This is a genomic window from Streptomyces sp. NPDC055099, from assembly GCF_053607685.1.
Genome location: NZ_JBSGUA010000001.1, coordinates 534,316 through 547,686, shown reverse-complemented (window position 1 = coordinate 547,686; position 13,371 = coordinate 534,316). Strand labels below are relative to the sequence as shown.

General features: G+C 72.1%; 14 protein-coding genes and 1 tRNA gene. 7 read left to right on the top strand and 8 right to left on the bottom strand.

Annotated features, from left to right (window positions below; genetic code table 11):
* Positions 1–35 precede the first annotated feature (35 nt).
* Positions 36–779 (top strand): TerD family protein, encoded by a 744-nt coding sequence (locus ACWFRU_RS02485; protein WP_453683911.1) that lies wholly within the window; start codon positions 36–38, stop codon positions 777–779.
* 50 nt (positions 780–829) lie between these two features.
* Here ACWFRU_RS02485 and ACWFRU_RS02480 read toward each other — a convergent pair whose 3' ends face one another.
* Positions 830–1,708, bottom strand: coding sequence for a TerD family protein (locus tag ACWFRU_RS02480; RefSeq protein WP_453683910.1), 879 nt, complete (start codon positions 1,706–1,708; stop codon positions 830–832).
* A gap of 181 nt (positions 1,709–1,889) precedes the next feature.
* On the opposite strand from ACWFRU_RS02480, the gene ACWFRU_RS02475 reads away from it, so the two are divergent.
* From ACWFRU_RS02475 to ACWFRU_RS02460, 4 genes are all read left to right on the top strand, one after another.
* Positions 1,890–3,056: an HpcH/HpaI aldolase/citrate lyase family protein gene (locus ACWFRU_RS02475; protein ID WP_453683908.1), complete on the top strand. Its 1,167-nt coding sequence runs from the start codon at positions 1,890–1,892 to the stop codon at positions 3,054–3,056.
* 53 nt (positions 3,057–3,109) lie between these two features.
* Positions 3,110–5,632 (top strand): phosphoribosyltransferase, encoded by a 2,523-nt coding sequence (locus ACWFRU_RS02470; RefSeq protein WP_453683906.1) that lies wholly within the window; start codon positions 3,110–3,112, stop codon positions 5,630–5,632.
* Positions 5,633–5,709: 77 nt separating this feature from the next.
* Positions 5,710–6,462, top strand: a complete 753-nt coding sequence (locus tag ACWFRU_RS02465; protein WP_453684499.1) for an HAD family hydrolase — start codon at positions 5,710–5,712, stop codon at positions 6,460–6,462.
* Between the two features lie 34 nt (positions 6,463–6,496).
* Positions 6,497–6,718: an FmdB family zinc ribbon protein gene (locus tag ACWFRU_RS02460; protein ID WP_453683904.1), complete on the top strand. Its 222-nt coding sequence runs from the start codon at positions 6,497–6,499 to the stop codon at positions 6,716–6,718.
* A 48-nt stretch (positions 6,719–6,766) separates the two neighbouring features.
* Here the strand turns inward: ACWFRU_RS02460 and ACWFRU_RS02455 are convergent, their stop codons facing one another.
* The 4 genes from ACWFRU_RS02455 to ACWFRU_RS02440 all read right to left on the bottom strand — a co-directional run bounded on the left by ACWFRU_RS02455 (position 6,767) and on the right by ACWFRU_RS02440 (position 10,659).
* Positions 6,767–7,750, bottom strand: a complete 984-nt coding sequence (locus ACWFRU_RS02455; protein ID WP_453683903.1) for a sugar kinase — start codon at positions 7,748–7,750, stop codon at positions 6,767–6,769.
* Positions 7,747–8,391, bottom strand: a complete 645-nt coding sequence (locus ACWFRU_RS02450; RefSeq protein WP_453683901.1) for a bifunctional 4-hydroxy-2-oxoglutarate aldolase/2-dehydro-3-deoxy-phosphogluconate aldolase — start codon at positions 8,389–8,391, stop codon at positions 7,747–7,749. The genes ACWFRU_RS02455 and ACWFRU_RS02450 overlap by 4 nt, the downstream gene beginning before the upstream one ends.
* Positions 8,392–8,454: 63 nt before the next feature.
* On the bottom strand, positions 8,455–9,039 hold the full coding sequence (locus ACWFRU_RS02445) for a DUF4383 domain-containing protein (RefSeq protein WP_453683899.1): 585 nt from the start codon (positions 9,037–9,039) through the stop codon (positions 8,455–8,457).
* Between the two features lie 105 nt (positions 9,040–9,144).
* Complete coding sequence (locus tag ACWFRU_RS02440) at positions 9,145–10,659, bottom strand: hypothetical protein (RefSeq protein WP_453683897.1); 1,515 nt, start codon at positions 10,657–10,659, stop codon at positions 9,145–9,147.
* 212 nt (positions 10,660–10,871) lie between these two features.
* On the opposite strand from ACWFRU_RS02440, the gene ACWFRU_RS02435 reads away from it, so the two are divergent.
* Positions 10,872–10,943: transfer RNA gene (locus ACWFRU_RS02435), tRNA-Val, on the top strand.
* A 132-nt stretch (positions 10,944–11,075) separates the two neighbouring features.
* Here ACWFRU_RS02435 and ACWFRU_RS02430 read toward each other — a convergent pair.
* Positions 11,076–11,582: a response regulator gene (locus ACWFRU_RS02430; RefSeq protein WP_453683895.1), complete on the bottom strand. Its 507-nt coding sequence runs from the start codon at positions 11,580–11,582 to the stop codon at positions 11,076–11,078.
* 228 nt (positions 11,583–11,810) lie between these two features.
* Positions 11,811–12,176, bottom strand: coding sequence for a cupin domain-containing protein (locus ACWFRU_RS02425; protein WP_453683893.1), 366 nt, complete (start codon positions 12,174–12,176; stop codon positions 11,811–11,813).
* Between the two features lie 244 nt (positions 12,177–12,420).
* Here ACWFRU_RS02425 and ACWFRU_RS02420 point away from each other — a divergent pair, with 244 nt between their 5' ends.
* Positions 12,421–12,771 (top strand): hypothetical protein, encoded by a 351-nt coding sequence (locus ACWFRU_RS02420; protein ID WP_453683891.1) that lies wholly within the window; start codon positions 12,421–12,423, stop codon positions 12,769–12,771.
* A 302-nt stretch (positions 12,772–13,073) separates the two neighbouring features.
* Here the strand turns inward: ACWFRU_RS02420 and ACWFRU_RS02415 are convergent, their stop codons facing one another.
* Positions 13,074–13,370: a hypothetical protein gene (locus ACWFRU_RS02415; RefSeq protein ID WP_453683889.1), complete on the bottom strand. Its 297-nt coding sequence runs from the start codon at positions 13,368–13,370 to the stop codon at positions 13,074–13,076.
* Between the last annotated feature and the right edge of the window lies 1 nt (position 13,371).

Here is a 13,371-nt window from a genome sequence, read left to right as displayed (position 1 = left end):
GCCCATGGGGCTCCGGCACTTTTTTGGGGGCGGCGATGTCCTTCTGGGACGGTTTGTGGCGTGGGCGCTCGATGGACTTCGAGTCGGGCAGCGCGGCGACGAACTCCATCGAACTCACCAAGCGGCACCCGACGGTCTCGCTCAACAAACAGGGCGCGGCCACCGGCAATCTCCGGGTCAACCTCTCCTGGCAGATGCGTACGTCGGACATCATCGGCAAGCCCAAGGGCGGCGGCCTGCTGCGGCACCCCTTCCGGATGTTCCAGCCCGACGTGGTGCAGGCGCACACCCAGGGCGTGGTCAACGTGGACCTCGACCTCGGCTGCCTGTACGAGACGATGGACGGCGCCAAGGGCGTCGTGCAGCCGCTGGGCAGCTTCTTCGGGGACCTGAACGCGCCGCCGTACGTGAAGCTCAGCGGCGACGACCGGTTCGGTTCGCCGTCAGGCGAGACGATCTACGTGAACCTGGACCACCGCGAGTCGATCAAGAGGCTGCTCTTCTTCGCGTACATCTACGACCAGACGCCCGCCTTCGACCGCACGCACGCCAAGGTGACGCTCTACCCCAGCAACGGCCCGCGGATCGAGATCGACCTGGACGAGCGCCAGCCGCAGGCCCGCTCCTGCGCGATATTCACGCTGGAGAACGTCAAGGACGAGCTGGTCGTGCGCCGTGAGGTGAAGTTCGTGTACGGCTTCCAGGCCGAGCTCGACCGGCTGTACGGCTGGGGGCTGCAGTGGGGCCGCGGCTACAAGACGAAGGTCGGCGGCGCCTGAAGCGCCGCACCGGCCGCGCCTGCCCCGAGCACCCGGACCACCCCGCGCGCTCAGCGTGCGAGGAACTGCGGCCCCTGCGGCGGCAGCCGGAAGTTCGGGTCGGGCATCGGGGCCACGGGCTGCGGATAGCCGTAACTGGGCTGCGGGACCGGCGCCGGGTGCGCGGGCGCGTGCTGCGGGTAGCCGTAGGACGGCTGCGGGGCGGGCTGGTGGCGCGGAGGCTCGGGAGGGTAGCCGTACGAGGGCTGCGGGGCCGGGGCGGGGAAGGGCTGCGGAGGCGGAGCCTGCGTGGCGGGTGCGGGTGCGGGCAGCGGCTGGCGCTGGGGGTACGGCTGCGGGAGCGAGGCCTCGGTCGTCGGCTCGGGCACCGCCTCGGACTCGTCCACGGAGATGCCGAAGTCGGCGGCAAGCCCCTCCAGGCCGTTCAGATATCCCTCGCCCAGGGCGCGGAACTTCCAGACGTCGCCACGGCGGTAGAGCTCGCCGCAGATCAGGGCCGTCTCGGCGCCCGTCTGCGGGGTGATGTCGAAGTAGGCGAGCGGTTCGGCCTCGGACGCGCCCGCGTCGTACAGCAGGATGCGCAGCGCTCGTACGTTCTCGAAGGCGACGTTTTCGGCGGACGCGACGAGCAGGACTCGGCTCACCGCTGGATCGAGGCCTGCCATGTCCGTCTGGATCGTGTCGGTCAGGCCCTCGGAGAGGCCCTGGGAGACGCGCTTTTTGCCGAGCCGCCAGACCTTGCCGGACGGGTGGCGTGGCTGGTTGTAGAAGACGAAGTCCTCGTCGGACCGGACGCGGCCGTCGGCGCCGAGCAACAAGGCCGACGCATCGACGTCCGGGACGCCCTGCCCGGGGGTCCAGCGCAGCACGGCGCGGACGGCCGTGGCTTCGAGCGGGACGTTCGACCCCTTCAACATCGCGTGCGTCATGCGGTCATCCTGCCTTCCCGGGTTTGGACGGGACAACGCGGGGGTGACGGTGTGTGGCCTGTGTGTCTGTCATGGCCGAGTTACTTGAATTTCATGCCCGTGGGGAACCCTTGACACCCGTCCCTACGTACTATTACCGGCCACATCACGTCGGGTCGCGCCGACGAGTACAGGGGAAATCATGCGTCATTTCGGGCATATAGCCCCAGAGGTGCGACAGCGTCTCTTCCACCAGGAGCCGTGCGCCTTCACCGCGGACTCCTCCCCGCGCCTGCTCGCTGCCGCTTTGGGAGCCACGCTCTACAGCCCGGCCACGCGCCCCCGCCTCGCCGACGACATCTTGAAGCAAGCGGGACGTGGCGTGATCTCGATGGTCCTCTGTCTCGAGGACTCGATCGATGACGCGGAGGTGATCGGCGCAGAGGAGAACCTGGTCAGACAGTTCGCCGAGCTGGCCGAGCGGGACGGCGCCGAGCCGCCGCTGCTGTTCATCCGGGTCCGCTCCCCCGAACAGATAACCGACCTGGCGGTTCGCCTCGGGTCCAGCATCCGTCTCCTCTCCGGATTCGTGCTGCCCAAGTTCACCGAGGAGCGTGGCGTCGCCTTCCTGGAGTCGCTCGCCGCGGCGGAGGCCGCCACCGGCCGCCGGCTCTTCGCGATGCCCGTCCTCGAATCGGCCGAGCTGCTGCATCTGGAGAGCCGCTCGGAGACCCTCGCCGGGATCGCCCGCACCGTCGACAAGTACCGCGAGCGGGTGCTCGCGCTGCGCCTCGGCGTCACCGACTTCTGCTCCGCGTACGGCCTGCGCAGACCTCCGCACATGACCGCGTACGACGTCCACATCGTGGCCTCCGTCATCGCCGACGTCGTCAACCACCTCGGCAGGGCCGACGGCACGGGCTTCACCGTGACCGGCCCCGTCTGGGAGTACTTCCGCGCCCAGGAGCGGATGTTCAAGCCGCAGCTGCGCCGCAGCCCCTTCCTGGAGGGCCGGGCTGAGGAGCTGCGCCAGGCGCTCATCGAGCACGACATCGACGGACTGCTGCGCGAGATCGAGCTCGACCGGGCCAACGGCCTGCTCGGCAAGACCTGCATCCACCCCTCGCACGTGCTGCCCGTGCACGCGCTCTCGGTCGTCAGCCACGAGGAGTTCAGCGACGCCGAGGACATCCTGCGCCCGGACCGGGACGGCGGCGGGGTCATGCGCTCGGCGTACACGAACAAGATGAACGAGGTGAAGCCGCACCGCGCCTGGGCCGAGCGGACCCTCCAGCGCGCCGAGGTCTTCGGCGTCGCGCGCGAGGACATCGGCTTCGTGGAGCTGCTCACCGCCGGACTCCCCGGGTGACCGCCGGGACTTCCCCGATCGATCCGGCTGAACGTAAGGACTGTGCGAGGACTGTGAACGACGACGTGGTGGAGCCGGCGACGGTGTGGTCAGGGACGTGGGTCGCCGAGCGGCTCGGTGTGGAACTGGCCGGGGACAAGGGGCTGCGCGACCTGCTCGGCCTCGCCCTGCGCCGCAACCCGAAGCGGGCGCACCTCCTGGTGTCCAACGTCCTCGGCAAGCATGTGCCGCAACTGCCCTCCGTCGTGTACGCGGCCGGGCGCGACCTCGGTGTCCGGGTGCGCGCCCTCCTGGGCGACGCGGAGGCCCGGCGCGCGGTCGTGCTCGGGTACGCGGAGACGGCGACCGGCCTCGGTCACTGCGTCGCGGACGGCATCGGCCTCGCGCCCTACCTCCACTCCACGCGCCGCCCGGTCGACTCCGTGCGCCGGGCCGGCGGCTTCGAGGAGTCCCACTCGCACGCGACCTCGCACCTGCTGCTCCCCGAGGACCCCCGGCTGCTCACCAGGGACGGCCCGCTGGTGCTCGTCGACGACGAGTTCTCCACCGGCAACACGGTCCTCAACACCATCCGCGCCCTGCACGAGCTGCACCCGCGCGAGCGCTACGTCATCGTGGCCCTCGTGGACATGCGCTCCCCGCGGGACCAGGGCCGCCTGGCCGACTTCGCCCGGGAGATCGGCGCGCGGGTCGACCTGATCACCATGGCGTCCGGCACGGTCAGCCTGCCGGACGGCGTCCTGGAGAAGGGGCAGGCGCTGGTCGAGGAGTACGAGGCCTCGGCGCTGCCCGCCCCGCGCGAGGAGGGCGGCACGGTCACCCGGGTCGACATCGGCTGGCCCGCCGGCGTGCCGGACGGCGGGCGCCACGGGTTCACCCCCGAGCACCGGACGGCCCTTGAGGCGGCGCTGCCGGGGATGGCCGACCGGCTCGCGAAGGCGCTGGTTCCGGCAGCCGGGCCCAAGGCCACCGCGGGTCCCGGCCGCGTTCCCGCCCGGGTCCTCGTCCTCGGCTTCGAGGAGCTGATGTACGCGCCGCTGGCCCTGGGCGTGGCCCTGGAGGAGCGGCTGCCCGCCGGGAGCGCGGAGGTGCGGTACTCCACCACCACGCGCTCGCCCGTCCTCGCCGTCGACGACCCCGGCTACGCGATACGCAGCCGCCTCGTCTTCCCCGCGCACGATGCCCCCGCCGACGGGCCGGGCGACCGGTACGCGTACAACGTCGCGGGCGGCGGCTTCGACGCGATCGTCCTCGTGGTCGACTCCGTGGGCGACCGCCCCGAACTCCACGCCCCCGACGGGCTGTTGGCGCGGCTCGCCGCGCACGCTCCGCAGGTGCTGCTCGCCGTCGTGCCCTCGTACATCCCCGAGCAGACCCCTGAACACGTCACCGAGCACGTCCCCGAAAGGCCCTCCATGCTGCCCGAGCCCCTCCGCGGCCCCGCCTTCTCCTCGTACGCGGCCGAAGATGTCGGCTGGCTGCTCCAGGACCTCTCGGACGTACGTCTCGAGGCGCCCACCGAGGAGCGCGAGGAGGCGATACAGAGCGGTGGCGCCCACTACGCCGAGTCGCTGCCGGTCGAGTACCAGCCGAGCCCGCAGTATCAGGAGCTGTTCCGCGCCGCGCTCGGCACCTCCGCCGCCCGCATCGCGCAGGCCGTCGGCACCGTCACCGAGACCGTGCTCGCCGAGCGGTCGCCCCGCCCCGTCCTGGTCTCACTGGCCCGCGCGGGCACGCCCGTCGGCGTACTGATGCGGCGCTGGGCGCAGCACCGGCACGGCCTTGACCTGCCGCACTACGCCGTGTCGATCGTCCGCGGACGCGGCATCGACGCCAACGCGCTGCGGTGGCTCGCCGCCCACCACGACACGGCCGACGTCGTCTTCGTCGACGGCTGGACGGGCAAGGGCGCGATTACACGGGAACTCGCCGACGCGGTGAGGGAGTTCGAGGAGTCCGGCGGTCCGGCCGGCTTCGACCCGGAGATCGCGGTGCTCGCCGACCCCGGCTCCTGCGTCCGTACCTATGGCACCCGCGAGGACTTCCTCATCCCCTCGGCCTGCCTCAACTCGACGGTGTCCGGCCTCATATCGCGCACCGTGCTGCGCGCGGACCTCGTCGGTCCCGACGACTTCCACGGCGCGAAGTTCTACCGCGAGCTCGCGGACGGCGACGTCTCCCTCGACTTCCTGGACGCCGTCACGGGCCGTTTCGACGAGGTGGCCGACGCCGTCGACGCCCAGGTCAAGGAGCTGCTCTCGGTCGACAGGGCGCCGACCTGGGAGGGCTGGGCCGCCGTGGAGCGGATCAGCGAGGAGTACGGCATCCACGACGTGAACCTGGTCAAGCCCGGCGTCGGCGAGACGACCCGCGTCCTGCTGCGGCGCGTCCCCTGGAAGATCCTGGCGCGCGCGGGAGCGGGGGCCGACCTCGATCACGTACGACTCCTCGCGGAGCAGCGCGGCGTGCCGGTCGAGGAAGTGGACGAACTCCCCTACACCTGCGTCGGACTGATCCACCCTCAGTTCACGCGCGGAGCCACCGGCACGGACGGCAAGGCGGTGGCCGCCAAGTGAGCACCTCTCGCAAGCTCCTGGTCGCCAGCGACCTCGACCGCACCCTCATCTACTCGGCCGCAGCCCTGGGCCTGACCATGCCCGACGCCCAGGCGCCACGCCTGCTCTGCGTCGAGGTGTACGAGAGCAAGCCGCTGTCGTACGTCACCGAGACCGCCGCCGGTCTCCTCGACGAGGTGGGCCGCCGCACGGTCTTCGTGCCGACCACCACGCGGACGCGCGAGCAGTACGGGCGCATCCATCTGCCGGGCCCCGCACCACAGTTCGCGATCTGCGCCAACGGCGGACATCTGCTGGTGGACGGGGTGACCGACACCGCGTGGCGGGCGGACGTGGACCGGCGGCTCGCCGCCGAGTGCGCCACGCTCGACGAGGTCCGCGCGCACATGGTGCGCACCGCCGACCCGGCCTGGCTCCTGAAGGAACGGGTGGCCGAGGACCTCTTCGCCTACCTGGTCGTCGAGCGCTCCCTGCTGCCGAAGGAGTGGGTCAAGGAGCTGGCCGTGTGGGCGGAGGAGCGCGGCTGGACCGTCTCGCTGCAGGGTCGCAAGATCTACGCCGTGCCGAAGCCGCTGACCAAGAGCGCGGCGGTGCGCGAGGTGGCCCGCCGTATCGGCGCGGACGAGATCCTCGCCGCCGGTGACTCGCTCCTCGACGCCGATCTGCTGCTCGCCGCCGACCGCTCCTGGCGCCCGGGGCACGGCGAGCTCGCGGACACGGGTTGGACGGGGCCGGGGCTCACCGTGCTGCCGGAACGCGGCGTCGCGGCGGGGGAGGAGATCCTGCGGCGGTTCCTCGGACAAGATCCCGCCGATCCTGCCGAGGGCTGACCACCGGCGGGTGCGCTGCCGCTAGCCTTGGCCCATGCCCCGATACGAGTACCGCTGCCGTTCCTGTGGCGACACCTTTGAGCTGAGCCGCCCGATGGCCGAGTCCGCCGACCCCGCGGCCTGCCCCGCCGGCCACGAGGACACGGTGAAGCTGCTGTCCACGGTGGCCGTCGGAGGCTCGGCCTCGGCGCCCGCCCCCGCCCCGGGCGGCGGTGGCGGCGGAGGCGGCTGCTGTGGCGGAGGCTGCTGCGGCTAGCGGGCCAGCTTTTTTCGGGAGCAGGCCGGTCTGCCTGAGAAAGGGTGCTCAGCGCACCACGGTCCCGGGCCCCGCCCCCAGCAGCCCGAGCTCCGCCCGCGTGGGCGCGCCTTCCCAGTCCCCGTACGACGCCACGGCGAAGGCGCCCGTGGTCACGGCCCGGTCAAGGCGCCCCGCCAGGTCCTCCCCGTCGAGCAGCGCCGACAGGTATCCGGCGACGAACGCGTCCCCCGCGCCCACGGCGTCCACCGCCCGCACCGGGCGCGCCGGAGCGTACAGCTCCCCGGCGGCGTCGTACGTGGTGGCCCCGTCGGCGCCGAGCTTGACGACGACCTCGCGGACGCCCTGGGCGAGGAGCTCCCCGGCCAGGGCGGAGGCCTCACCTGCGCCCTTCGTCTCCGGTACGCACAGCGGCAGTTCGTCGTCCGACGCGATGAGGACATCCACGTACGGCATCCAGGTGCGCAGGACCGAGGCGGACTCCTCCGCGCTCCACAGCCGCGAGCGGAAGTTGACGTCGAGGCAGACCGTCGTGCCGTGCTCCCGGGCCAGTTCGAGGGCGCGGCGGCACGCGTCGCGTGCGGACGGGCCGAGGGCCGGGGTGATGCCGGTGAGGTGCAGGACCCGAGGCGCGCCGGAGGAGGCGAAGGCGGCCTCGACCGCCGTCGCCGCGAGGCGTGAACCGGCCGAGCCCGCGCGGTAGTAGTGCACGCGGGTCACCTCCGGCAGCCGGGGTTCGAAGAGGATCAGGCCCGTGGGCGCGTCCGGATCACGCGTGGCGGCGCTGACGTCCACGCCTTCGGCCCGCAGCGTGCGCAGCACCAGCTCGCCCGCCTCGTCGTCGCCGACCGCGCCCGCCCACCGCGCCGCGTGGCCGAGGCGCGCGAGCCCGATGGCCACATTCGACTCGGCGCCCGCGACGGACACGTCCATCGAACCGCCCAGCTTCAGCGGGCCGCTGCCGCGCAGGGCGACCATGCTCTCGCCGAGGGTGAGGACATCGGCGGCACTCCCGTGAGCCATGGCGCTCATCGGCCGGACCCCGCGACCGCCACGAACTGCGCCGCGCGCTTGCGCAGCGCGTCCAGGTCGCCGCCGTCCGCCGCGTCCCCGATCAGCGGGGAGCCGACGCCGACCGCGACCGCGCCGAGCGCCAGATACTCCTCGGCGGCGGCCGCGTCCACGCCGCCCACCGGTACGAAGGGGAGGTCGGGGAAGGGGGCCCGCAGCGCCTTGAGATAGGCGGGGCCGCCCATCGCCGAAGCCGGGAAGATCTTCAGGGCGGTGGCGCCGGCCGCGCTCGCCGCGATCACGTCGGTGGGGGTCAGCACCCCTGCCGCCACGGGCAGTTCACGCCGCAGCGCCTCGTCCACTCCGGCTCCGAGCCCCGGCGTCACGACGAGGTTCGCCCCCGCGTCCGCGGCGCGCCGTGCGTCGTCCGCGGTGAGGACCGTGCCCGCGCCGAGCCAGGCCTCGCCGCCCAGCTCGGCGCGCGCTCGCCGCAGGACGCCCAGGGTGTCCGCGCCGCTGAGGGAGACCTCGACGAGCGGGACACCGGACTCGACGAGCGCCATGACCGTACGGAAGGAGGCTTCCGCGTCGGTGCCGCGCACGATGGCGACCAGGCGCCGGGTCCGCAGGGCTGAACTGAAGGCAGTGGTGAGGTCCGACATGCCCCAAGGCTCGCACAGAGGGATCAGCGTGCCTGCTCAGGGCCAGGGCCCTGCCCACGGACCCTAGGTCTCGGTGCCGGGGACCTTGGACCTCGGCTCCGGGCGGCGGCTCCCCTGCCCGCGCCCCGCGTGCCGCACCTGTTCGGGGTGGCGTGCCCGCCAGTACGGGTTGTCGTGCGGCAGGGCCGAGCCGACCCGCCCGTACATCCCGAAGATCATCAGCAGGACGCCCACCACAAAGCTGAACAGCACGTTCTGGATGCGGAAGGCGAGGAAGTTGAAGCCGGTGTCGAGGAGGGCGAGGTTGACGAAGCCGCTGAGGATGAAGGCGCAGCCGAGGATCATGTTGAGCGTCGACGCGAAGTTGCCGCCGATCACCATGCCGACGAGCAGGAGCAGCCCGACACAGATCGACAGGACGCTGAGCGCGCCGTTGGTGTTCAGACCGGCGACGGTGTCGCCCCCGGTGTCGAAGAAGCCGACCTTGTCGATCAGGCCGAGGATGCCGAACGCGATCAGGACGAGCCCCATCAGGCCCGCGCCGACGCGGTAGATCGTGCTGAGACGGTGGTCGACGGGCAGGTGTTCGTTCAGCGTGACGCGCCGCCTGGGCCGCTTCGTCCCTGGGTGAAGTACGTGCGTGGCCATGTCCGCCTCCCGATGTCGGCGTACGTAGCTCCAGGATCCGCCCGCGGGCCACGGACCGCCACCAGGCGCCCTCGGGGCACGCCCGCCCCTGCGCCCCCTGGGCCCTCAGGCCCCTTGCCCGCGCTCCTCCCTGATCTGGGTGACCACGCGGCCCACCGCCTGCCGCACGCCTTCGGTCTCGGTCAGAAAGTGCCAGTAGTCCGGGTGGCGCCCCTCCAGGGAGGCCACCGCGCGGTCCAGTCGGGCGACGGACTCGTCCAGCGGGCGGGCGTGACGTTGCTCCGGGGTCTGGCGTCCCGCCATGGCCAGGCGCTGGGCGTCGCGGATCGCGAAGCGGGTGCGCTCGATCTCCTGCTGGGGGTCCTTCGCCACCGCGTTCAGCCGGTGCAGCCGGTCGCCGGCGGCCGAGACCGCCTCGTCCGTCGAGTTCAGCAGGGCGCGGACCGTCGAGAGCAAGGACGTGGCGTCCGGCCAGCGCTGCTCGTCGCGCGCCTGGCGGGCCTCCTTGAGCTTGATCTCGGCCTGGCGCACGTTCTCCGCGGCCTGGTCCGGCACGCGCTGGAGGTCCTGCCAGCAGGCGACGGTGAAGCGCCGCCGCAGCTCGCTGAGGACCGGCTCGACCTGGCCGCTGCGCGTGGTGAGGGCCTGCGCGCGCGTACGCAGCGAGACGAGGCGGCGGTCGATCTCGGCGGCACGCTCGGGCAGCCGCTCGGCCTCGGCCCGCACGGCGTCGGCGTCCCGCAGGACGCGGTCGGCGCGCTGCAGCGTCTCCGGCACGCCGTGCTGTCCCGCTCCTTGGTTGAGCTTGGTCAGCTCGGGCCCGAGGGCGGCCAGGCGGGCGGCGAGATCGTCGGCCTTGAGCCCGGCGCCTCGCACGGCGTCGAGGGCGTTGCTGGCGGCGAGGAGGGTCTGGCGGGCGCGCTCGACGGCCGGGGCGAGCCGGGCGAGCTGTGTCTCCGCCTTGTCGAGCAGCGGGCCGAGCCCCTGCTGGAACCGGTCCAGGTCCTGTTTGGCCTTGTCCAGCTCGGCCTTGGCCTCGGTGAGCTCGGTCCGCGCGCGGGCGGCGACGGAGGCCTCCAGGTCGTCGCGGTCGAGATCGTGGGCGTCCACCGCGCTGATGTACTGGTGGCTGGCCTCGTCGATCCGCCGCCCGATGGCCTCGAAGTCGGACACGGCACGCCGGGCGGCGGGCGTGGAGTCGACGGCGACGATGGTCTCGATGGAGATGCGCAGATCCCGCTGGGCGGTGTCCAGCTCGTAGAAGGCCGCGGCCGCCGCGTCCTTGGCGGCCTGCGCGTCGGCCCGCACGCTCTCCCCGCGCCCGCCGAACCACCGCCGGGTGCCGCCGCCCGCGAAGGCGGCGGGGATGGCCAGGGCGAGGAGGGGGAGAGGCAGGAGGACGAGCGCCACGGCGTCACGCAGAGGGCTCGGGCGGAGGCCGGGGCGGGAACGGGGTTCGGGGCGGGAACCAGGCGCGGGGCCGGAACCGGGCGCGGGGCGGGAACGGGACGCGGGGCGGGAATGAGGCCGCACGCTCCCGCAGCGACGCACATCCTCGTCCGGCAGTGCTGATCTATCCGACGTGTCCGGTGTGTACGGCTGCGAAGGTGTCGCCGTCACTATCCCTCTCCCGTGCTGTCATCCGCCTTGCCCGGTGTCACATTCTCCCACCGGTTAATGACGAACACACGGGCCGGTTAGTTCGCGCTGCGCCCCGAGACTTTGCCGTCTTCGCTGCGGGCGGAAACATCCGCGCCCCCACCGGCCGGGGACCGCTCCCGCACGCGTTTGCGGCCCGGGGCCGCAGGCAAGGTAGGCTGTCGAAACATCCCGGGCGCGTAGCTCAGCGGTAGAGCGCTGCCCTTACAAGGCAGATGTCGGCGGTTCGAAACCGTCCGCGCCCACAGTGACGCCGTGCAGGCAAGCGGCAGGAACGGCCTCCCGTCCTTGATCGGACGGGGGGCCGGTTTCGTGTGCGTGGGGGCCCTGTCGCGTCACGTGGCTCCTCGCGCCGGCTTTCCGCCTGGGGGCCGGCGTCAGGTCTCCACCTGGGGGCTGGGTGTCCAGCCGGGTTCCGAGTGGCTGTCGTTCGTCGGTTTGACGGTTCCGGCCCTCAACTGGGCCTGGAGCGCCTCGATCTGCTGCCGCATGGTCTTCAGCTGCTCGTAGGTGTCGAAGAGGTAGCGGACCTTCGTGCGCAGCGTCAGCGGGTCGATGGGCTTGAGGGCCACGTCCGCCACACCGAGCAGGAAGGCGGCCGCTGCGACCTCGCGGCTGACGTCGAAACCGGTGAGCAGGACGATGGGTATGGCGCGCGTCTGGTCCAGGCGCCGTACGTAGCGCACGACGTCGAGACCGCTCACGCCCGGCATGCGCACATCGAGCAGGATGAGCCCGACGTCTCCGCGCAGCACCACCCTGAGCGCGTCGTCGCCGTTGGTCGCGCTCACCAGCGGATAGCCGAGAGGGGCCAGGGCGCTCTCCAACGCGAAGAGGGTGTCCTTGTGGTCGTCGACGACGAGGATCACGGATTTGTTCTGCATGGACGGGGCCCCCTCTCTCAACAACCACGTTATGCCGAAGTCGAGTTGGAGAGTCCCTTCGTTACCGCAGGGCTAAACCTGAGATCGGGACGGCAGTGACTTGAGCACCAGAAGTCGCAGCAGCACCAGCAGATGCCGCCCCGCCCGCCCGGAGGCGAGAGGGGCGGCATCGGAACGCGACGGAGTCGGACAACCCTCGACGACTGGGCCGGTGCTTTTGCAAAACGGCTAGTTTCCGTCCGCCTTCGCGTACTCCTGGGCCATGCCTCCCGCGAAGTCGTACACCACGACCTGCTCCTCGCCGACCACCCAGGCGTCGTGGCCGGGCGGGCACACGAAGACGTCGCCCGGGCCGACCTCGGCCTCGCCTCCGTCGTCCATGCGGACGTGCATACGTCCCTTGACGACATAGGCGTTGTGGTGGATCTGGCAGCTCTCCGTGCCCGCGAGCGGGGCGACGGATTCGGACCAGCGCCAGCCGGGCTCGAAGGTGCCCACGGCGAAGTCCAGTCCCGTGAGATGGACAGCTTCGAGGTGGCCGCGAGGGAAATCGCGCCGCTCGTCCGGCTTTTCGACCGCCTTGACCTCGATCATGACAACTTCCTCCGTCCGGGCCCCGCCCACATGTCCGGAGTCAGTTGGAGTCGCCGCGGGGCCCACGGCCGACGTCATCACCAGCCGACCCCTTACCTTCCATCGTCCGCCTGCCGACCGGAGGGCGCCACCGCGGGACTGCCGCCCGATCGATCGGGTGGTCGTCCAGAACTTTGGGGATCTTGGGTGAGTTGAAGAGTTCGGCATGGCCTGTGTGGGGCCCTCGCCGGAAAGGATTCATCTCATGAAGATCGCCAAGGCCACCGCCGGTCTCCTCGGTGTCGGTCTCGCGCTGGGAACCGCTTCCGCCGCGCACGCCGAGCATGCCGCGTCGCAGCCGCCCGCCGATGCCGGGGCGCTGCTCGACTCCGTCGCGCGCGTCACGTCGGGCCTGGAGGACGTGCAGAACCCCCTCGACCAGGTCGCCGTCGACCCTGCCACCGGGGAGCTGCGGGCGAACAACCCCTCGGCCGTCACGTCCACGGTCGACCGCGCGGCGCAGGGCGCGGCACAGAGCGCGGTCTCACTGCTCGGGGGGCTTCCCGCCGGGGCCCCGCTCGGAGGGCTTCCCGCCGGAGCGCCGCTCGGAGGCTGAGGCGGGGCGGCGCTCAGGGGGGGGAGTCGGGGAGAGGGGGGAGGGCAGGCGCTGTTGATCGCGGGCGCTGCGGTGCGGTGTCCGCGTACGTCAGGCCTGTTCGTGGCCCGTGGGTGAATCGCCGACGCGGAACAGCTTCCTGGCCCGGGTCGTCCAGTTGCCGGCGTAGGCGTCCTTGCGGATGCGCCGGTAGACGCGGGCGGCGCCGGGACCGTAACCGGTGTCGTGGTCGCCGCCGTTGGCGCGCGGCCCGACGACAGGTCGCGTCGGCGGGCACGGCCGCCCTGGGGCGACCGGTCCGCTCAGCGGCCGGAACCCGGGTGCGTGCGCCTGTACCTGCGGTCCCAGCGCTCCTGGCGTTCCTTGCGGATGCGGTAGTCGCGGTAGGTCTTGGGGAAGCCGCCGCCTCCGCCTCCTCCGCCACCCCCGCCACCAGGGGCCGCGCCCGCACCGCTTCCGCTGCTGCTCTTGCCCGAGCCCCCGCGGTCGTACTGCTGGACCATGAAGAAGACGAGCGCCGCAGCGGCCAGCCACAGAAGCGGCTGGCTGAAACCCAGGCCGACCAGTGCAAGGAGCAGGACGACCAACCAGAAATTCATG

Bases quoted from the DNA above. Each gene is read 5' to 3' on its own strand.
- ACWFRU_RS02485 (WP_453683911.1), top strand. From the start codon at position 36: ATGTCCTTCTGGGACGGTTTGTGGCGTGGGCGCTCGATGGACTTCGAG.
- ACWFRU_RS02480 (WP_453683910.1), bottom strand. From the start codon at position 1,708: ATGACGCACGCGATGTTGAAGGGGTCGAACGTCCCGCTCGAAGCCACG.
- ACWFRU_RS02475 (WP_453683908.1), top strand. From the start codon at position 1,890: ATGCGTCATTTCGGGCATATAGCCCCAGAGGTGCGACAGCGTCTCTTC.
- ACWFRU_RS02465 (WP_453684499.1), top strand. From the start codon at position 5,710: ATGCCCGACGCCCAGGCGCCACGCCTGCTCTGCGTCGAGGTGTACGAG.
- ACWFRU_RS02460 (WP_453683904.1), top strand. From the start codon at position 6,497: ATGCCCCGATACGAGTACCGCTGCCGTTCCTGTGGCGACACCTTTGAG.
- ACWFRU_RS02455 (WP_453683903.1), bottom strand. From the start codon at position 7,750: ATGAGCGCCATGGCTCACGGGAGTGCCGCCGATGTCCTCACCCTCGGC.
- ACWFRU_RS02450 (WP_453683901.1), bottom strand. From the start codon at position 8,391: ATGTCGGACCTCACCACTGCCTTCAGTTCAGCCCTGCGGACCCGGCGC.
- ACWFRU_RS02445 (WP_453683899.1), bottom strand. From the start codon at position 9,039: ATGGCCACGCACGTACTTCACCCAGGGACGAAGCGGCCCAGGCGGCGC.
- ACWFRU_RS02430 (WP_453683895.1), bottom strand. From the start codon at position 11,582: ATGCAGAACAAATCCGTGATCCTCGTCGTCGACGACCACAAGGACACC.
- ACWFRU_RS02425 (WP_453683893.1), bottom strand. From the start codon at position 12,176: ATGATCGAGGTCAAGGCGGTCGAAAAGCCGGACGAGCGGCGCGATTTC.
- ACWFRU_RS02420 (WP_453683891.1), top strand. From the start codon at position 12,421: ATGAAGATCGCCAAGGCCACCGCCGGTCTCCTCGGTGTCGGTCTCGCG.
- ACWFRU_RS02415 (WP_453683889.1), bottom strand. From the start codon at position 13,370: ATGAATTTCTGGTTGGTCGTCCTGCTCCTTGCACTGGTCGGCCTGGGT.